Raw genomic sequence first — 17,106 nt, forward strand, 5'->3', positions numbered from 1 at the left:
GGTCAATCTGGGTATACTGTACAAACATACAGTAGTCAGCGCAACCAGGCCAACCCTTCCCCTCATCTGCCGCCGCGACGCGTTTTGCCGCCGGCGGTGCGCGGATTGCTCAGCCGTGAATCACCACCAGCAAAGCCTTCGCTTCGCTCTTGCCGGCATTGCGAATGGCGTGTGCTTCGTCGGCCACGTAGCGCGCCGTGTCCGCCGTCTTCAGGCGCCGGGTGGTGCCGGCCGCCTCGATTTCGATCGAGCCGTGCAGCACCGTCAAATGTTCGCGCGTGCCGGGTTCGTGCGCGTTGGACACCAGCGCGCCGCCTGGCTGCAGCGTCAATTCGTACCATTCGAACTTGCCGGCCAGCTCGATGGGTCCCCACACCCGCAACTGATATTTGGCGTCGTGACCGCTTAGCGTCGGAATTTCGTGCGGTCCGGAAACGGCGATGGCCTCGGGCGCCTTCTGCTGCGCGAACAGCGAATCGAGACTGACGCCCAACGCATTGGTCAGGCGCCACGCCACCGCGATAGTCGGATTGGCCTTGTCGCGTTCGATTTCGGACAGCATGGATTTCGACACACCCGCCGCGCGCGACAGGTCGTCGAGCGTCATGCGCCGTTCGCTGCGCAGGCGCTGGATCTGTTCGCCCACCCGCGGCGGCGCCGCGACCGTTTGGGCCAGAGTGGGTGCAGCGCTGGCTGCTGCGCGCCGGGTTCCCGAACTTGCCATTTTCCGACCTATCGTTTAGAGTTGTTCGATATACCGGACTTTCGTTCGGAAAATCGAATTTGTTCGATAAAACTGCTATTCGACTATAGCAGGCCGCCACCGCGCCGAACATCGTAAGCGCACGCGGCCTGCTGCCTATCCAGGAGCCCGACGTATGCGTGAACCCTACCTCGCCCATCTGCGCAGCACGCTCGAGCAGATCCGCGCCGACGGCTTTTACAAGACCGAGCGCGTCATCGCCAGCCCGCAATCGGCCGGCGTCCGGCTTGCCAACGGTGCGGACGTACTGAACTTCTGCGCGAATAATTATCTGGGCCTCGCGGACGACGCGCGCCTGATCGAGGCCGCCAAAGACGGGCTCGACCGCGACGGCTTCGGCATGGCGTCGGTGCGTTTCATCTGCGGCACGCAGACAGTGCACAAGGAACTGGAGCAGGCGCTCGCCGCCTTTCTGCAAACCGACGACTGCATTCTCTACTCAAGCTGCTTCGATGCAAACGGCGGCCTGTTCGAAACACTGCTCGACGAATCCGACGCGATCATCAGCGACGAACTGAATCACGCCAGCATCATCGATGGCGTGCGGCTTTCGAAGGCGAAACGCTTTCGCTACAAGAACAACGATCTCGCCGACCTCGAAGCGAAGCTGAAAGAAGCGGACGCCGCCGGCGCGCGCTTCAAGCTGATCGCGAGCGACGGCGTGTTCTCGATGGACGGCATCATCGCCGACCTCGCCGGCATTTGCGATCTGGCTGATCGCTACGGCGCGCTGGTGATGGTCGACGATTCGCACGCGGTCGGCTTTATCGGCGAGCACGGACGCGGCACGCCGGAACATTGCGGCGTGCTGTCGCGCGTCGACATCATCACCGGCACGCTCGGCAAGGCGCTGGGCGGCGCGTCGGGCGGCTACGTCGCTGCGCGCAAGGAAATTGTCGAATTGCTGCGGCAACGGTCGCGCCCGTATCTGTTCTCGAACACGCTGACGCCGAGCATTGCCGCGGCCTCGCTCAAGGTGCTCGAACTGCTGGCAAGCGCGGAAGGCGCGGATCTGCGGGCGCGCGTGCGAGCCAACGGCGCGCACTTTCGCAGCAAGATGAGCGCGCTGGGTTTCACGCTGGTGCCGGGCGAACATCCCATCATCCCGGTGATGCTCGGCGACGCGCAACTCGCCTCGCGCATGGCGGAGGAACTATTGAAGGAAGGCGTCTACGTGATCGGCTTCTCGTTCCCGGTGGTGCCCAAGGGACGTGCGCGCATCCGCACGCAGATGAGCGCCGCGCATACTTCTGAACAGATCGACCGCGCCGTGGATGCCTTCGCGCGCGTCGGCCGCTCGCTCGGCATCATCCAATAAACCAGGGGCGCACATGAAAGCACTCGCAAAACTCGAACGCGCGCCGGGCCTCACGCTCACCGACGTGCCGAAACCCGAAGTCGGCCATAACGATGTGATGATCCGCATCAAGCGCACGGCCATCTGCGGGACCGACATCCACATCTGGAAATGGGACGACTGGGCGCAAAAAACCATTCCCGTGCCGATGCACGTGGGGCACGAATATGTCGGTGAGATCGTCGAAATGGGCCAGGAAGTGCGCGGCTTTGCCATCGGCGACCGCGTCTCCGGCGAAGGGCATATCACCTGCGGATTTTGCCGCAACTGTCGCGCGGGGCGCCGTCATTTATGCCGCAATACGACCGGCGTGGGCGTGAATCGCGAAGGCGCGTTCGCCGAATTTCTGGTGATTCCCGCGTTCAATGCCTTCAAGATTCCGCCGGAAATCTCCGATGACCTCGCAGCGATCTTCGACCCGTTCGGCAACGCGACGCACACGGCGCTGTCGTTCAACCTGGTGGGCGAAGATGTGCTGATCACCGGCGCCGGGCCAATCGGCATCATGGCGGTGGCAATCGCGAAACACGTCGGCGCACGCAATGTGGTTATTACCGACGTCAACGACTACCGGCTCGAACTCGCGCGCAAGATGGGCGCGACACGCGCGGTGAATGTGTCGCGCGAATCGCTGCGCGATGTGATGGCCGATCTGCACATGGCAGAAGGCTTCGACGTGGGCCTGGAAATGTCCGGCGTGCCTAGCGCATTCACCAGCATGCTCGAAGCGATGAACCACGGCGGCAAGATCGCGCTGCTCGGCATTCCGCCCGCGCAGACCGCCATCGACTGGAATCAGGTGATCTTCAAGGGGCTGGAAATCAAGGGCATTTACGGCCGCGAAATGTTCGAGACCTGGTACAAGATGGTGGCGATGCTGCAAAGCGGACTGGACCTGTCACCGATCCTCACGCACCACTTCCCCGTCGACGATTATCAGCGCGCTTTTGCCACCATGCTGTCGGGCGAAAGCGGCAAGGTCATTCTCGACTGGACCGCCTGAGACCGGCAAACGAGGCGGCCGCACTGCCATGTGCGCCGCCGCCCGGTCGCGCCTCTGAGCGCACGCTCGGTCGTGCGTTCAGTCGTGCATTCAGCCGCCCGCAACCGGTTTGACGAATTCAGCCTGAATCCGCACGTGGACGTCGTCGCCCACGGCCGGATACCACGTCGCCAGTCCGAATTTGGCGCGGCTAAAACTGCCCTCCGCCGAGAAGCCAAGTGTGTCCTGCCTGGTGAGCGGATCCGGGCCGAAGCCGTTGAACACCACATCGAGCGTCACCGGCGCCGTCGCGCCGTGGATCGTCAGATTGCCGGTCAGCTTGCCGCGTGCCTCGCCGGTGCGCTCAAAGCCCGTGCTGACGAAGCGGATCTGCGGATACTGCGTCACGTCGAGCACGCTGTCGCTTTTGACCTGCTTGTCGAGCAGCGGCACGTTGGTGTCGAGACTGGCCGCGTCGATATCCGCTTCCACCGAACTCCTGTCGAGGCCGCCCGCGTTCCAGTCAAGCTGGGCCGTGGCGTGGTCGAAACGCATCGTAAAGCGCGAATACTTCAGGTGTTCGACGTCGAACGTAATGCTCCAGTGATGCGGGTCGAGCATGTATTGCCCGGCCGGCACGCTGGCTTCGGTCTGCGTGACCGTGTGCGTGACGACCTGTAACGGCGTGCAGGCGGCCACCGCAGCGACCGCCGCAATCGACAAACCGCGCAGCACGATCGCGCGGACAGCATCCTTCTTCATCGTTTCGCTCCCTGATTCCGCTCGCGCCACGATAACGCAAGCCGGCGCTACGCCCGGGCATTCCTCTGTTGATACGTCCAAGTGTCCGTCGTGTACTGTCAGGTTAACGCCGTGGACATCCAAAAATTCCCTTCGCAAAATTTTTCTTGACGCGGGAGAATGATCGTTCTACCTTTCGTCCATGGCTACTTCTACTGAAACCCCGACCCAGGCTAGCGCCCGCGACCGCCTGCTGGCCGCTGCGGAGGCGCTGGTCTACGCCGGCGGCATCCACGCGACGGGCGTGGACGCGATCGTCAAGCAGTCCGGCACGGCGCGCAAGAGCTTCTACACGCATTTCGAATCGAAGGACGCGCTGGTTGCCGCAGCGCTCGAACGTCGTCACGAACGGTGGATGAACTGGTTCATTGAAGGCACGTTGCGCCACGGCAAGACACCGCGCGCGCATCTGCTCGGCATGTTCGACGTGCTGCGCGAATGGTTTGCCGCCAAGGAGTTTCACGGCTGCGCGTTTCTCAACGCATCCGGCGAAATCGCCGCGGCCGACGACCCGATCCGCGTCGTCGCGCGCGAACACAAGGAGCACCTGCTGGCGTTCGTGCGCGAGCAATGCGACGACTACGTGGCCGCCACCGGCATCGATGGCCGGCGCGCGGCGCCGCTTGCACGGCAATGGCTGATCCTGATCGACGGCGCCATTGGCGTTGCGCTGGTCAGCGGCGAACCCGATACGGCACTGGATGCACGCGCGGCGGCCGAGCAATTGCTGAACGCCGAAGAGACTCACACTCACGCGCCCTCGCGGCGTTCTCTCACCTGACCTTTGGAGCAATCATGGCTGACGTTATCGAAACCCGTCCCCCGGTGCCGCCTTTCACGCGCGAAACCGCGATTCAGAAAGTACGTGCCGCGGAAGACGGCTGGAACACACGCGACCCGGAACGCGTTTCGCTCGCCTACACGCCGCAAAGCGTGTGGCGCAACCGCGCGGAGTTTGTGACGGGCCGCGCTGAAATCGTCGGCCTGCTGCGCCGCAAGTGGGCGAGGGAACTCGACTACCGTCTGATCAAGGAACTGTGGGCCTTCACGGATAACCGCATCGCGGTACGTTTTGCTTACGAATCGCACGACGACTCGGGCAACTGGTTCCGCTCTTACGGCAATGAAAACTGGCAGTTCGACGAGCACGGCCTGATGGCGTATCGCCATGCAAGCATCAACGATATGCCGATCCGCGAACAGGATCGTCTGTTCCGCTGGCCGCTGGGGCGTCGTCCGGACGATCATCCGGGCCTCTCGGACCTCGGGCTGTAACGACTGAACGATTGCGGCGCGTGGGCCGAGCGCCGCAACCGATGCACGAGCCTCACCCTCCTATGAGGACTCGTCGCGGATTCACCGATCTGCCACTGCTTTCCGTTATTGTGCTGGCTGGGCGGCGCGCGTAGGGCGCGCGCCCTCGTTTCCGAGCGCGGCCTCAACATGATTTTTATGGGTTGAGGTACAGTGCCCGACGGACGACACACTGACCATAACCAGCACATTCATGACACCGGCGTACGACCGGTGACGGAGAAGATATGCATTTGCGGCCAACCCTCAATCGATTTTTGCGCCTGTTCGTCGCGCTGACCGCCTGCCTCGCGATGGCTTCTACCGCGAAAGCGGCGGACTGGTGCGGCGGTGGCGTGTGGGTTGACGCAATGCTGGGCTCATACCATATCGATCCCGATCCGGGCACCCACTTCAACGAATTCAATCCGGGCCTGGGCGTCGAGTGCTGGTTCAACGGCGAATGGGGCGTGACGGCGGGCGGCTTTCGCAACTCGCTGCGCCGTCCCTCGTACTATGGCGGCGGTCTGTGGGCGCCGGAGTTTACGCACTTTGGTTTCGTGCGGCTCGCGGTGATCGCCGGCATCATCTCCGGTTATAACTATGGCAACTGGGGGCTTGGGCGCAATCACACCGTCGGCCCGGTGGCTGCGCCGATTGTGATGTTCGACTACAAGCGCGTGGGTGCGAACCTGATCTTCATTCCGCCGATTCCTTCCGATAACCTGCCGTTCACGATTGGGTTTCAGGTGAAAGTGAAGTTTTGATCCAATCGGGATGGTGTGCGATATTCCAACTCCTGGAACTCCTCACCATCCCGAATACGCTCACCTTTCCGGCGTATCTCCTGGAAGTCCTCACTATCCCGCAGAAGCTCACCTTTGCCGGCAGAACACAGCTAAACCGCCGCGTCACGCCTGGCTGGCCGCTGCGGTATCACCACCACACAAACCACGATAAAGGCGAGCAGGATCGCAGACGCATACAGCCGGCTAATCTGCAATCCGCCTTGCGCCAGGGGTTTATCGAGGAAGTCGCCCAGCGTCGCGCCCAACGGCCGCGTCAGAATAAACGCGGCCCAGAATAGCGCCGTGCGCGACACCCGCGTGCAGAAATACAGCGCGGCCACGACGACAAGCCCCGCTCCGAACAACAGCGCGCTGTCTTCGTAACCGATACCGAGCCCGCCGCGATCGTCGCCCGCCACCCAGTCGCCGAGCGCCGTGCCGAGTGTCTGCGAGAACAGGATCGTGATCCAGTAAAACCATTCCGCGCGGCCGGTGACGATGCTTGCAGCCGAGACCGTGCCCTCCGATCGATACCATATCCCCAGACTGGCGATCAGCAACGCCACGACGATCGCGGTGCCGCCGGGATAGCCGACGCCCAGGGATCGATCGGCGAAATCGGCCATGGTGGTACCGAGCGTCGTCGTCGCAATGATGGTGGCCCAGTAGAGAAAGCGACGGAAATCGCGCGCCATCACCTGGCCATAAACAAGCCCGACGAATAGCACGAGGAAGATCGCCGAACCGACCAGGTAACCCAGATTCAGTGACATGGATACCCAGTCGCCGCCGGTTTCGCCCAGCGTGGTGGCCGCCACCTTGATCACCCAGAAGCCCAGCGTGACTTCGGGAACCTTGCTGACGGCCTGTCTGGCAAAGCGCACAGCATCCTGTTTCATCTCGCACTCCTCGGTTGAAGGGGGATGATATTGAAGGAACGCTTAACGAAGGCTTAAGGAAGGGGTAAGGCGGGATGCGCGACAATGGCGCTGAATGACAACGCGGGGGGCGCAATGCGTCTGCTTCTGGTAGAAGACGATGAAATGATTGCGGAGACCGTGCTCGAATCCATGCGGCGCGTGGGTTACGCCGTCGACTGGGCGCAGGACGGCCGCGCGGCGGAACTGTCGCTCGACAATGGCGTCTACGATCTGGTCCTGCTGGACCTGGGTTTGCCGGGAAAAAACGGCATCGATGTGCTCAGCAGCTATCGCAAGCAGGGTGGCGAGGCGCCCGTCATCATCCTGACCGCGCGCGACGCCGTGACCGACCGCATTCGCGGTCTCGACGCCGGCGCCGACGACTACCTGATCAAACCCTTCGATCTCGACGAACTGGCGGCGCGAGCCCGCGCGTTGCTGCGCCGGCGCACGGGACAGAAGCAGCCCATCTACACGCACGGCGAATTGACGCTCGACCCGGCGGCCCACGAAGTCACCAAAGGCAGCCTGCCGATTACGCTGGTGCCGCGCGAATTCGCCTTGCTGCAGGCGCTGATCGAAGAACCTGCGCGCGTTTTCACCCGAGCGGAGCTCGAAGACAAGTTATACGGCTGGGGCGAAGAAGTGGGCAGCAACACGATCGAAGTCCACGTGCATAGCCTGCGGCGCAAGATCGGCGTCGACCAGATCGTGACGGTGCGTGGCGTCGGTTATCGGCTCAAGAGGTGCGGATGAAATCGATTCGCCGCTGGCTGCTCGGGTGGCTCATCTGCGGTCTTGCCGCCGCCTCCGGCATCGCCGCGTGGGCGATCTTTCACACCGCCCGCGAAGAGGCGAGCGAACTGTTCGACTATGAACTGCGCACCGTCGCCCTGTCGTTGCCTTCGAGTGTCGAGGCGACGCAGACGGTCGAGCGGGAAGACGCGGAAGTCGGCGGCATTTCGGACGACCGGATTCTCATCGAGATCTGGGACAAAACCGGCGCACTGATTTATCACTCGCAGCAATCGGCGGTGCTGGATCGTCTGCCGGCGGGGATTCGCACCATCGACCGAAATGGCGATGCCTGGCGTGTCTTCGGTCTGCAACAGCCCGGTCGTTTCGTTCAGGTGGCACAGCCGGTGTCCGTGCGTGAGGCGCTCGCCGTCCATCTGGCGCTGCACACGTTATGGCCTCTCGGCGTGTTCATGCCCGCGACGATCCTGCTGGTGCTGCTGGTCGTGGCGCGCGGGCTCGCGCCTATCGGTGGGTTGTCGCGTCTGCTTGCGACGCGTTCACTCGATTCGCTCGATGCACTGCGTCTCGACGGCGACGTGCCCGTCGAAATCCGGCCCCTGGTCGAGGCGCTGAACGATCTGCTTGCGCGTCTGAACATCGCATCCCAGGCACAACGAACTTTTATTGCCGATGCCGCCCACGAACTGCGTTCCCCACTTGCCGCGCTGAAACTGCAATTGCAGGCGGCTTCGAACAACGGCACCTTGAAGGACGACGGTCAGACGCTCGAACGAATCGACATGCGGCTTAACCGCATCATCCGGCTCGTACAGCAACTGCTGACGCTCGCCCGCGAGGACGCGCAATCGGCAAGCTTGGACACGTGCGTGAGTTTGCGCCGACTCGCCGAGCAGGCCGTCAGCGATTTCTCTTTGCTTGCCGATGAAAAGCAGATCGACCTCGGCCTCGAATTCCGCCAACCGGTCACGCAGGAGGACGTATGCAACGTGCTGGCCGATCCACACGGCTTGAGCGTGCTGTTAAGCAATCTGATTGACAATGCAATTCGCTATACGCCGCGGGGAGGCAAGATCGACGTCGTGCTCACTCGCGTATCGTCAGCGCGCTTCGGCCTCGAAGTGGCGGACAACGGCCCCGGCATTCCCGAACAGGAACTGGGTCGCGTGCTGGACCGCTTCTATCGCGGCGAGCAGACCAAGGGGACGGGCAGCGGTTTAGGACTCGCCATCGCCGCTCGCATTGCGCAGCGGCATCAACTGACCCTTACGCTGCGTAATAACATAGCCGCGTCAGGCCTGACGGTATCGGTAAGCGGATTTGTGCCGGTGCACGAACGCGTCGCTGCAATCAACGCTTAAGCGTATGTTGTGCGGTTGAAAGCAAGCCGCTTGCCTGCTTAAGGTTCTCATCAGGTTTCGTCGCTAGTATCGACACATACCGCATGTATATAGATGGGCGTGACAGCCATACGACGTGCATTGGCTAACCGGTTGCTACAAGAAAAATGAAAGCGCGACCGGTGGCGCCATCCATCCGTGTCGACGAGCCGCATCATGAAACCAGCCACGATCAACCTGCTACGAAACTATCTTTTGACAGCATCGCTTGCTGCCAGCGTGATAGATGCAGCCGCACTGTTGCTGATCGACCTGTTTGGCGTGTCGGAAAACGTGTTCACGTCCACGACGTTCCGCCTTGCGGCGGTCGCGGCTATCGCATGCTTCGTATTGCTAACAAAATGCATTGGCCGGCAATTAGCGGCGTCAGACTCGTGACGGTGGCGTTCTGCCGCTCGATGCGCAGCATCCCTCTTGCCCGTTTTATTTCCACGGCGCCATCGCTTCGAAAACACCATCGCGTCTGACGAGCGCATGTAAAAGCGCCGCCGCCAGATGGAGCACGATCAGCGCAAAGAAGCACAGCGCGAGCGCCCGATGCGCATTCCACAGCAATGAATGCAGCGCGTCGCTGTGTGGCAGGAAGGACGGCAGATGGATGCCGAACACGACGACCGGATAATCCGCGGCCGACAGCATGCCCCAGCCGATGAGCGGCAGCCCGATCATCAGCAGATAAAACGCGAGATGCGAGAGACGCGCGGCGAGCTTCATCGGTTCCGGCATGGAAGCGGGCAACGGCGGCGCGCCGCGAACCAGCCTGACCACCAGACGAATCAGTCCCAGCACGAGAATCACGATTCCCAGCGGCTTATGGATCGACACCAGCGACAGATAATCCGGCCGCACGGTCGACACCATCCCGACGCCGATAAACAGCATCGCCAGGATGCAAACCGCCATGAGCCAGTGAAGCGCGCGCTGCAGCGGTGTGAAGCGGGCGTGGATCGGGGTGCTCATTGCGTGTCTCCTCCTGCCGGATGGCGCGGATAGTCCTTCTCCTCGGCGGTGCGCCGGTTGAACGAGACGGCGTATGCGGCTGAGCGCGCGGCGGGAAACGGATCGTCCGAGACGCGCATGCCGGACGGCAGGACAGTGGGATCGAAGTTGAGATCGCGGCACGGCCCGTCGGGTTCGGACTCGATGGTATTGACCACCAGGGTGCCCGCCTGCACCTTGCGTCGATCGTCGGGCCAGGCCTGGCTCGGGTCGGCGGTGGGGTCGCCCGGATTGGCGACCGTCACGACCAGGGTCCAGCGTTGCGGCGCACTGTGCACCCGCTGCGTAATATCCGCGTCGAGGAAATCGTCGCCGCGCGCTTTCAACTGGTCGACGGAGACGGCCTCGGGTTGCGCGGCCGGTACGAAGGACCAGCGCACGGCCTGGTCCTGTCCCGCCGCGTTGGTGAAGATGAAGCTGTTGAGGCTGTTGTAGCGTTCCTGCGCGAAAGAACCGGTCCACGGCGCGCTGCCGGCCCACTGGGCGAAGTGGCCGAACTCCGGATGCGCGGCGATAAAATTCTTCATGGCGTCCGGATCGGTCTTGTCGCCCGAGGCTTTAAGCAGACCATAGAAGGCCTGTGGCGTGGCGACCGGGAAGAACGGCGGATTGATCATCGCCGTGCGCCATTCGCTGCCGTCCGGCGCGACGATCCGCAGACTGAGGCCGCGTACCCGAACCGTGGCGTCCGGCGCTTTGGGGTCCGGCGTGCCGAGATTGAAACGGCCCGTGACTGGGTATGAGCCCTGCGCGAGCATGGGCGCCTTGGACAGGTCTGCCGCCGCGCCATTCGATTCGAAGCTGCCGGTAAAGCAGATACCCTTGGCGTGATTGCGCCGGAAGCCGAGCGCCGGACCGTTTGGCGGCGCGAGGGCGTTGACGAGCCTGGCCGGCGTCAGCCGTGCCGGCGAGAGCCAGCCGGCCGTAAAGGCGAAGGCCGCGATCAGCACGATCACGACGACTGCAATCAGTACTAGCGAACGGACGGTGGACCCGTTGGAACTCGGACTGTCGGCCATCGATCTCTCCCGATCAATGATTCGGCTGACTAGCAATCTAGCAGGGCAATCGCAAAAGCGCCAATGATCAATAGACTTCGCGCGTCGTCGCCGCAGGTCGCAAAGCGCGAATCCTGTCCGGTGTCCGCTCCTGCCGTGTGCGGCGCCGCCCGGGCCGGACCTCGGCCGCGAGCGGTCTTGCCGCGTCCCAATGCGGCCTCCGACAACCTCAGTGCGTCATGCATATCTCATGCAACGCATCCAGCCGGCGCACCGGATCCGCCACATACGGATTCGACTCGTCCCACGCATAGCCCGCGAGGATGGCGCTGATCATGCGGCGAATCAGTGTGGTTTGACGCGGATAGAAGATGATGTCCTGCAGATCGCCGGTGTACCACCGCTCCACGAACGCGCGGAAGGTATCGATGCCTTTGCGCAGCGGCACGTCGTATTCGGTCTGCCAGTCGACCGGCTCGCCGTTCAACTGGCGTTCGAGCGTCTGCACAGCGAGATGCGCCGAACGCAGCGCGATCGTCACGCCCGACGAAAACACCGGATCGAGGAACTCGCCCGCGTTGCCAAGCAGGGCGTAGCCCGGACCATGCAGGCGTTCGACATTGGCCGCATAGCCGCCAATGTGGCGAACCGGCATCAGAAACGGCGCATCGCCGATCAGGCGGGCGAGCGTCGGTTCCTGCTGGATCAAACCGCGCAGCTTCGCGTCGCGTTCTTCCTCGGGGCCGGCGAGAAAGTCCGCCTCGGCGACGCAACCGACGGACGAGCGGCCGCACGCCAGCGGGATCATCCAGAACCAGACGTCGCGGCGCTCCGGATGGGTGGCGACGCAGATCTTGTTGCGGTCGGTGGCGTCGAGCGTGAGGCCGTCGCGCACGTGGGTGAAGATGGCCGCGCGCGTCGGCATCCCGGTTGGCGTCTCGAGATTCAGCAGACGCGGCAAGACGCGGCCAAAGCCGCTGGCGTCGAATACGAAACGCGCATGCACCTGGTAGGCCTGGCCGGCTTCATCGACTACGTCGAGCACGGGCGCGCTGCCGGTTTGCAGGGCCTGCACGGTATGGCCGAAACGCACTTCGGCGCCTTGTTCGGCGGCGCAGCGAATCAGGATGTCGTCGAAGGTCGCGCGTTCGACCTGATAGGTCGTGCCCCATCCCGGCGTGTGTTTGTCGCGGAAGTCGAAGGCCGACGACTTGTCGCGCCAGATGAAGTGCGCGCCGTTCTTGTACTGGAAGCCGGCCTGCACGACCGCCTGCAGCATGCCGGCCTCTTCGAGGTAGGCCATGCTTTGCGGCAACAGACTCTCGCCAATCGAAAAGCGCGGGAAATGTTGCCGTTCCAGCACGAGCACCGAACGGCCCGCTTTTCTGAGCAGCGCCGCTGCGACCGCGCCTGCGGGACCGGCGCCGATGATCGCGACGTCGACCTGGTTGTTACTCGCTAAAAGGGAATTCAATCTTTCCTCTACCGGTTATCTAAAGTGAACTGCGCCGCGGCGGGCCCAGCATCGTGACGTTCTGGCTTGCTATTACAATGCTACCTATTCAATCAAAAGGCCGATTTTTGCCGGGGAAACAGCCATGTCTGCGTCTGAAACTTCCGCCGTGCCTTTCGTGCACGAAACGGCCTTCGGCATCTGGTTCCTGCGCACCCATACGTGGGAGCATCATGTCCTGCGCGTGGCGATCAACGACCTCAAGCGCCTGATCGACACACCGTTGCCCGAGGCGCCGGTGATTGCCGACGTCGGTTGTGGACAGGGTATCTCGTTTCGGCTGCTGGCCGAAGCGTTCCGTCCGGGCCGCATCGTCGGCATCGACTATCACGAGCCGTCGCTCGAACTGGCCGCCGAGGCCGCGCGCAAGTGCAAGGCCGGCAAGGCTGGCGTCGGTGAGATCGAGGTGCTGCACGGCGACTGCGCGCACCTGACGCTACCCGACGCGAGTGTCGACATTGTGTTCTGCCATCAGACTTTCCACCACCTCGTCGAGCAGGCGCGCGCGCTGGCCGAGTTCCGGCGCGTCCTCAAGCCCGGCGGTGTGTTGCTGTTCGCCGAATCGACCGATGCCTACATCAGATCGTGGGTGATCCGTCTTTTGTTCCGTCATCCCATGCAGGTGCAAAAGAGCGCGGACGGCTACCTCGAGATGATCCGGCAGGCCGGTTTTTCGTTCGGACCACAGAACATTTCCTTGCCTTACCTTTGGTGGAGCCGTGCGGCAGATTTCGGTCTGCTCGAGCGGCTCGGCCTGCATCGTCCGCAGCCCGGCAAGCGCCGCGAAACCCTGGTCAACGTCGCCGCGCGCAAGGCGGCCTGATTGCCGAGGGTAAAACGTTATGCGTCTTTCCAGGCGCTAAACATCAGGCCGGCGCAACTGCCGCCGAACCCGAATGAAACCGACAAGGCCGTATCGATCCGCGCCGCACGCGACTGCCGCACGAGTGGCAGGCCGGCCACGGCGGCATCGAGCGTTTCGATACCGGGCGTGCCGGCCATGAAGCCGTCTCTCATCATCAACAGCGTGTAGATCGCTTCATGCGCGCCACAGGCGCCGAGCGGATGCCCGGTCAAACCTTTGGTCGACGAAAACGCCGGCATGTCGTGGCCGAATACGTCCACCAAGGCGTGCAGTTCTTCGAGATCGCCACGCGGTGTCGAAGGCGCGTGGGTGTTGATGTAGCCGGGACGCGTGCGTGCCTCGGCAAGCGTCTCGCGGATGGCGCGCGCGATGCCGGGCGCGCGCGGCGCCACCATGTCCGCGCCGTCGGTGCAATGACCGAAGCCGGTCAGTTCCGCCTGAATGCGCGCGCCGCGCGCGAGCGCGTGTTCGAGCGATTCGAGCAGCAGCACGCCCGCGCCCGAGGCCATCACGAAGCCGTCGCGCGCGGTGTCGTAGGGACGCGAAGCGTGTTCGGGCGCGTCGTTGAAGCGGCGTGACAGCGCGCCCATCGCGTCGAACATCAGCGTCATGTTGTCGTGCAGCGCTTCGCTGCCGCCGGCGAGGACAATCTGCTGACGGCCGGTCTGGATCAGTTGCAGCGCCTGGCCGATGGCAAGCGCCGAGGTCGTGCAGGCCGACGATGGCGAATAGGTCGTCCCTTCCATGCCGAACACGTGCGCGACGTTGGCGGAGGCCGTGCTGCCCATCGCCTGCGGCACGATGTACGGCGGCACGCGATCGATCCCGCGCGCCCGGGCGATATCCATGGCGACGTCATAAGCGGACATTGTGCCGACGCCCGAGCCGATCACCGCGCCCGCCTGCGGCGAATGCAGGGCGGCGGGATCGAGGCCGGCATCGTCGAGCGCGCTGCGCACCGCGTGACAGGCGAAGCGCGCGGTGTCGCCCATGAAGCGTTCGAGCTTGCGCTCGAACAGCGGCTCGCCGGCCACCGAGGCGACGCCCGCCACCTGGGTCGCGAAGCCGCGCTCGCGCCATGCGTCGATGTGCGTGACGCCTGAGCGTCCTTCGCGCAGACGTGCCGACACCCCGTCGAGCGTGTTGCCAAGACAGGACACGAGCCCCATGCCCGTCACGACGACGCGGCGCAGGCCGTTGGCGGTATGCGTGGGCACGCTCATCCGGCGCGCCTGAAAATCAGCGACGTATTGATGCCGCCGAACGCAAAGTTGTTGCTCATCACGTATTCGGCTTCGAGCGCGCGGCCCTCGCCGACGATGTAGTCGAGCGGCGCGCAGGCCGGATCGACGTTGCTGAGGTTCAGCGTCGGCGCGAACCAGTTGCGCTTCATCATCTCGATCGTCCACCACGCTTCGATCGCCCCGCACGCGCCGAGCGTGTGGCCAATGTAGCTTTTCAGCGAGCTGATCGGCATGCGCGAGCCGAACACCTGCGCGGTGGCGCGGCTTTCCGCAACGTCGCCGAGATCCGTGGAAGTGCCGTGCGCGTTGACATAGGCAATCGCTTCCGGCGGCAAGCCGGCGTCCTGCAGCGCGAGGCGCATGGCCACCGCCATGGTTTCGGCGGTGGGCTGCGTCATGTGCGCGCCGTCCGAATTGCAGCCGAAGCCCACCACTTCCGCATGAATGCGCGCGCCGCGCGCCACCGCGTGTTCGTATTCTTCGAGCACCAGCGTGGCCGCGCCTTCGCCGACCACCAGGCCGTCGCGCGCGGCATCGAACGGGCGCGGCGTCAGATGCGGTTCGTCGTTGCGCGTGCTGGTCGCATAGAGCGTGTCGAACACGGCGACGGCCGGTCCCGACAGTTCTTCCGCGCCGCCTGCCAGCATCAGCGTCTGCTTGCCTTGCGCAATGGCTTCGTAGGCGTAACCCACCGCCTGGCTGCCCGAGGCGCAGGCCGACGAGGTCGGCACGATGCGGCCTTTCAGGTCCCAGAACAGGCTGACGTTGACGGCGGTCGTGTGCGGCATCATCTGCACGTAGCTATTCGACGTCACGTCGCTCATCGAACCGGTGTCGAGCATCTTGCCGAAGGCGCGGATCGGCTCCACCGAACCGGACGACGAGCCGTAGGCGACACCCATGCGGCCGTCGCTGATCGACGGGTCGTCGAGCAGACCGGCATCGGTCAGCGCGAGCTCGCTGGCGCGCACCGCGTACTTCGACACCGGACCCATCGAGCGGGTCTTCTTGCGCGGATAGTGCGCCGGTGTGACAAACGAGGGCAGCGGACAGGCGAGCCGCGTATGCAGCGACTGGAAGTAGTCCCATGCGGCGATGCGCTGCACCGCGTTGCGGCCGCGCTTCAAGGCGGCTTCGACTTCGTCCCATTGGTCGCCGAACGCCGACACGCCACCCATTCCGGTAATGACGACACGTTTCATCACACCATCCCGCCGTTGACGCCGATCACCTGGCGCGTGATATAGGACGCCGCATCCGACATCAGGAAGCCCACCACCGCCGCCACTTCGACGGGCTGGCCCACGCGGCTCATCGGCACGGCCTTCAGCGCGTGTTCGAGCGGCACGTCGTCGAGCATGCCAGTATCGATCAGACCCGGCGCCACGCTATTGACCGTGATGTTGCGGGTCGCGAGTTCGACCGCCAGCGCCTTGGTCGCGCCGATCAGCCCGGCTTTCGCCGCGCTGTAGTTGACCTGGCCGCGATTGCCGGTCACGCCGGACACCGAAGCGACCGTCACGATGCGGCCGCCCTTGCGCGCGCGGACCATCGGCATCGTCAGCGGATGCACGACGTTGTAGAACGCGTCGAGACCGGTTTCGATGACGATGTCCCAGTCTTCGTCCGTGAGCGCCGGAAACGCCGCGTCGCGGGTGACACCGGCGCAGCAAACGATGCCGTAGTAGGCGCCGTGCGCGGCGACGTCCGCCTCGAGCACGGTGCGACACGCGACGCGGTCGCGCACGTCGAACTGCAACACGCCCGCCGTGCCGCCTTGTGCCGCGATGCCGGCCGTCACCGCTTCGGCTTCGCTGCGGCCGGTGCGGCAATGCACGGTTACGGCAAAGCCGTCGGCGGCCAGTTGATAGGCGATCGCGCGGCCGATTCCACGGCTTGCGCCGGTGACGAGAACACGCCTGCTCATGACCTGAAACCCTCTTCGATAAATGACTGAAAATCGCGCGGCTGGAATACCTTGATGACCGCTTCGGCGGCCACGGTGTCATCTTGCCGGATGACGCATTCGTAGGCGCCGTGGCCTTCCTCGCCGCGCAACAACTCTTTGATGTCGATCCGCAGCAGCGCGTCGCGCGCAAAGGCCGGCGCATGCATGGCGTACCGCTGCGAGCCGAGCAGCACGCCGGGGCGCATGGGATGCCCCGCGCGCATCGACATGATGCCGACGTGCGCGGCAATCGCCTGCGCCATCAGTTCGATGCCGAGCCACGCGGGCATCGCGCCGGACGCATCGGCGTACCACGCGTCGTGCCGGGCGCGGGCGTGAGCCGTCAGCGCTTCGTCCGTGCAGGCGACGACCGCTTCGAGCAGCAGCATGGTGCCGCGATGCGGCAGCAGTTCCTCGATGGGCGCAAACGTCTCGTGCCCGACGGGTTGACTGGATGGACTGGACTGGATCATGACATT

Annotated in this window: 19 protein-coding genes; 9 read left to right on the top strand and 10 right to left on the bottom strand. The window is 63.9% G+C overall.

Features of this window, described 5'->3' with window-relative positions; translation table 11 throughout:
- Positions 1–109: 109 nt before the first annotated feature.
- Positions 110–724, bottom strand: a complete 615-nt coding sequence (locus FQ755_RS16350; RefSeq protein WP_144155897.1) for a helix-turn-helix domain-containing protein — start codon at positions 722–724, stop codon at positions 110–112.
- Between the two features lie 154 nt (positions 725–878).
- On the opposite strand from FQ755_RS16350, the gene FQ755_RS16355 reads away from it, so the two are divergent.
- Positions 879–2,081: a glycine C-acetyltransferase gene (locus FQ755_RS16355; RefSeq protein WP_144155898.1), complete on the top strand. Its 1,203-nt coding sequence runs from the start codon at positions 879–881 to the stop codon at positions 2,079–2,081.
- A 13-nt stretch (positions 2,082–2,094) separates the two neighbouring features.
- Positions 2,095–3,123, top strand: a complete 1,029-nt coding sequence (gene tdh, locus FQ755_RS16360; protein WP_144155899.1) for an L-threonine 3-dehydrogenase — start codon at positions 2,095–2,097, stop codon at positions 3,121–3,123.
- A gap of 90 nt (positions 3,124–3,213) precedes the next feature.
- On the opposite strand, the gene FQ755_RS16365 is transcribed toward tdh, so the two are convergent.
- On the bottom strand, positions 3,214–3,864 hold the full coding sequence (locus FQ755_RS16365; RefSeq protein ID WP_144155900.1) for a YceI family protein: 651 nt from the start codon (positions 3,862–3,864) through the stop codon (positions 3,214–3,216).
- Between the two features lie 181 nt (positions 3,865–4,045).
- Between FQ755_RS16365 and FQ755_RS16370 the strand changes: the two genes are divergently transcribed.
- From FQ755_RS16370 to FQ755_RS16380, 3 genes are all read left to right on the top strand, one after another.
- The gene (locus FQ755_RS16370) at positions 4,046–4,684 is read left to right on the top strand and encodes a TetR/AcrR family transcriptional regulator (protein WP_144155901.1); all 639 of its coding nucleotides are present in this window, start codon (positions 4,046–4,048) and stop codon (positions 4,682–4,684) included.
- A gap of 14 nt (positions 4,685–4,698) precedes the next feature.
- Positions 4,699–5,178 carry a DUF1348 family protein gene (locus FQ755_RS16375; protein ID WP_144155902.1) on the top strand — a complete coding sequence of 160 codons (480 nt, stop codon included), beginning with the start codon at positions 4,699–4,701 and terminating at the stop codon, positions 5,176–5,178.
- A 266-nt stretch (positions 5,179–5,444) separates the two neighbouring features.
- A complete protein-coding gene (locus FQ755_RS16380; RefSeq protein WP_144155903.1) occupies positions 5,445–5,963 on the top strand; it encodes a hypothetical protein in 519 nt (172 codons plus the stop codon).
- A gap of 131 nt (positions 5,964–6,094) precedes the next feature.
- Here the strand turns inward: FQ755_RS16380 and FQ755_RS16385 are convergent, their stop codons facing one another.
- Positions 6,095–6,883 carry a hypothetical protein gene (locus tag FQ755_RS16385; protein WP_144155904.1) on the bottom strand — a complete coding sequence of 263 codons (789 nt, stop codon included), beginning with the start codon at positions 6,881–6,883 and terminating at the stop codon, positions 6,095–6,097.
- 114 nt (positions 6,884–6,997) lie between these two features.
- Between FQ755_RS16385 and FQ755_RS16390 the strand changes: the two genes are divergently transcribed.
- The 3 genes from FQ755_RS16390 to FQ755_RS16400 all read left to right on the top strand — a co-directional run bounded on the left by FQ755_RS16390 (position 6,998) and on the right by FQ755_RS16400 (position 9,438).
- A complete protein-coding gene (locus tag FQ755_RS16390) occupies positions 6,998–7,660 on the top strand; it encodes a response regulator (RefSeq protein ID WP_144155958.1) in 663 nt (220 codons plus the stop codon).
- On the top strand, positions 7,657–9,021 hold the full coding sequence (locus FQ755_RS16395) for an ATP-binding protein (protein WP_144155905.1): 1,365 nt from the start codon (positions 7,657–7,659) through the stop codon (positions 9,019–9,021). The genes FQ755_RS16390 and FQ755_RS16395 overlap by 4 nt, the downstream gene beginning before the upstream one ends.
- A 195-nt stretch (positions 9,022–9,216) precedes the next feature.
- Positions 9,217–9,438, top strand: coding sequence for a hypothetical protein (locus FQ755_RS16400; RefSeq protein WP_144155906.1), 222 nt, complete (start codon positions 9,217–9,219; stop codon positions 9,436–9,438).
- Between the two features lie 45 nt (positions 9,439–9,483).
- Here the strand turns inward: FQ755_RS16400 and FQ755_RS16405 are convergent, their stop codons facing one another.
- The 3 genes from FQ755_RS16405 to FQ755_RS16415 all read right to left on the bottom strand — a co-directional run bounded on the left by FQ755_RS16405 (position 9,484) and on the right by FQ755_RS16415 (position 12,531).
- A complete protein-coding gene (locus tag FQ755_RS16405; protein ID WP_144155907.1) occupies positions 9,484–10,020 on the bottom strand; it encodes a cytochrome b in 537 nt (178 codons plus the stop codon).
- Positions 10,017–11,078 carry a catalase family peroxidase gene (locus tag FQ755_RS16410; RefSeq protein WP_144155908.1) on the bottom strand — a complete coding sequence of 354 codons (1,062 nt, stop codon included), beginning with the start codon at positions 11,076–11,078 and terminating at the stop codon, positions 10,017–10,019. Before FQ755_RS16410 ends, FQ755_RS16405 begins: the two co-directional genes overlap by 4 nt.
- 208 nt (positions 11,079–11,286) lie before the next feature.
- Positions 11,287–12,531: an NAD(P)/FAD-dependent oxidoreductase gene (locus FQ755_RS16415; RefSeq protein WP_144155909.1), complete on the bottom strand. Its 1,245-nt coding sequence runs from the start codon at positions 12,529–12,531 to the stop codon at positions 11,287–11,289.
- Positions 12,532–12,655: 124 nt separating this feature from the next.
- On the opposite strand from FQ755_RS16415, the gene FQ755_RS16420 reads away from it, so the two are divergent.
- Entirely contained in the window at positions 12,656–13,393 is a 738-nt protein-coding gene (locus tag FQ755_RS16420) for a class I SAM-dependent methyltransferase (RefSeq protein WP_144155910.1), read from the top strand.
- A 17-nt stretch (positions 13,394–13,410) separates the two neighbouring features.
- Here the strand turns inward: FQ755_RS16420 and FQ755_RS16425 are convergent, their stop codons facing one another.
- The 4 genes from FQ755_RS16425 to FQ755_RS16440 are packed head-to-tail and all read right to left on the bottom strand — an operon-like array spanning position 13,411 to position 17,100.
- Positions 13,411–14,658 carry a beta-ketoacyl synthase N-terminal-like domain-containing protein gene (locus tag FQ755_RS16425; RefSeq protein ID WP_144155911.1) on the bottom strand — a complete coding sequence of 416 codons (1,248 nt, stop codon included), beginning with the start codon at positions 14,656–14,658 and terminating at the stop codon, positions 13,411–13,413.
- Positions 14,655–15,881, bottom strand: a complete 1,227-nt coding sequence (locus FQ755_RS16430; RefSeq protein WP_144155912.1) for a beta-ketoacyl-ACP synthase — start codon at positions 15,879–15,881, stop codon at positions 14,655–14,657. Before FQ755_RS16430 ends, FQ755_RS16425 begins: the two co-directional genes overlap by 4 nt.
- Positions 15,881–16,606, bottom strand: coding sequence for a 3-ketoacyl-ACP reductase FabG2 (locus tag FQ755_RS16435; RefSeq protein ID WP_144155913.1), 726 nt, complete (start codon positions 16,604–16,606; stop codon positions 15,881–15,883). The genes FQ755_RS16430 and FQ755_RS16435 overlap by 1 nt, the downstream gene beginning before the upstream one ends.
- A complete protein-coding gene (locus FQ755_RS16440) occupies positions 16,603–17,100 on the bottom strand; it encodes a beta-hydroxyacyl-ACP dehydratase (protein WP_144155914.1) in 498 nt (165 codons plus the stop codon). Before FQ755_RS16440 ends, FQ755_RS16435 begins: the two co-directional genes overlap by 4 nt.
- Between the last annotated feature and the right edge of the window lie 6 nt (positions 17,101–17,106).

Source organism: Paraburkholderia sp. BCC1885 (assembly GCF_900996235.1).
GTDB lineage: Bacteria > Pseudomonadota > Gammaproteobacteria > Burkholderiales > Burkholderiaceae > Paraburkholderia.

Excerpts from the sequence above, each read along its gene's own strand:
- FQ755_RS16350 (WP_144155897.1), bottom strand. The coding sequence starts at position 724 with ATGGCAAGTTCGGGAACCCGGCGCGCAGCAGCCAGCGCTGCACCCACT.
- FQ755_RS16355 (WP_144155898.1), top strand. The coding sequence starts at position 879 with ATGCGTGAACCCTACCTCGCCCATCTGCGCAGCACGCTCGAGCAGATC.
- tdh (WP_144155899.1), top strand. The coding sequence starts at position 2,095 with ATGAAAGCACTCGCAAAACTCGAACGCGCGCCGGGCCTCACGCTCACC.
- FQ755_RS16365 (WP_144155900.1), bottom strand. The coding sequence starts at position 3,864 with ATGAAGAAGGATGCTGTCCGCGCGATCGTGCTGCGCGGTTTGTCGATT.
- FQ755_RS16370 (WP_144155901.1), top strand. The coding sequence starts at position 4,046 with ATGGCTACTTCTACTGAAACCCCGACCCAGGCTAGCGCCCGCGACCGC.
- FQ755_RS16375 (WP_144155902.1), top strand. The coding sequence starts at position 4,699 with ATGGCTGACGTTATCGAAACCCGTCCCCCGGTGCCGCCTTTCACGCGC.
- FQ755_RS16380 (WP_144155903.1), top strand. The coding sequence starts at position 5,445 with ATGCATTTGCGGCCAACCCTCAATCGATTTTTGCGCCTGTTCGTCGCG.
- FQ755_RS16385 (WP_144155904.1), bottom strand. The coding sequence starts at position 6,883 with ATGAAACAGGATGCTGTGCGCTTTGCCAGACAGGCCGTCAGCAAGGTT.
- FQ755_RS16390 (WP_144155958.1), top strand. The coding sequence starts at position 6,998 with ATGCGTCTGCTTCTGGTAGAAGACGATGAAATGATTGCGGAGACCGTG.
- FQ755_RS16395 (WP_144155905.1), top strand. The coding sequence starts at position 7,657 with ATGAAATCGATTCGCCGCTGGCTGCTCGGGTGGCTCATCTGCGGTCTT.
- FQ755_RS16400 (WP_144155906.1), top strand. The coding sequence starts at position 9,217 with ATGAAACCAGCCACGATCAACCTGCTACGAAACTATCTTTTGACAGCA.
- FQ755_RS16405 (WP_144155907.1), bottom strand. The coding sequence starts at position 10,020 with ATGAGCACCCCGATCCACGCCCGCTTCACACCGCTGCAGCGCGCGCTT.
- FQ755_RS16410 (WP_144155908.1), bottom strand. The coding sequence starts at position 11,078 with ATGGCCGACAGTCCGAGTTCCAACGGGTCCACCGTCCGTTCGCTAGTA.
- FQ755_RS16420 (WP_144155910.1), top strand. The coding sequence starts at position 12,656 with ATGTCTGCGTCTGAAACTTCCGCCGTGCCTTTCGTGCACGAAACGGCC.
- FQ755_RS16425 (WP_144155911.1), bottom strand. The coding sequence starts at position 14,658 with ATGAGCGTGCCCACGCATACCGCCAACGGCCTGCGCCGCGTCGTCGTG.
- FQ755_RS16430 (WP_144155912.1), bottom strand. The coding sequence starts at position 15,881 with ATGAAACGTGTCGTCATTACCGGAATGGGTGGCGTGTCGGCGTTCGGC.
- FQ755_RS16435 (WP_144155913.1), bottom strand. The coding sequence starts at position 16,606 with ATGAGCAGGCGTGTTCTCGTCACCGGCGCAAGCCGTGGAATCGGCCGC.
- FQ755_RS16440 (WP_144155914.1), bottom strand. The coding sequence starts at position 17,100 with ATGATCCAGTCCAGTCCATCCAGTCAACCCGTCGGGCACGAGACGTTT.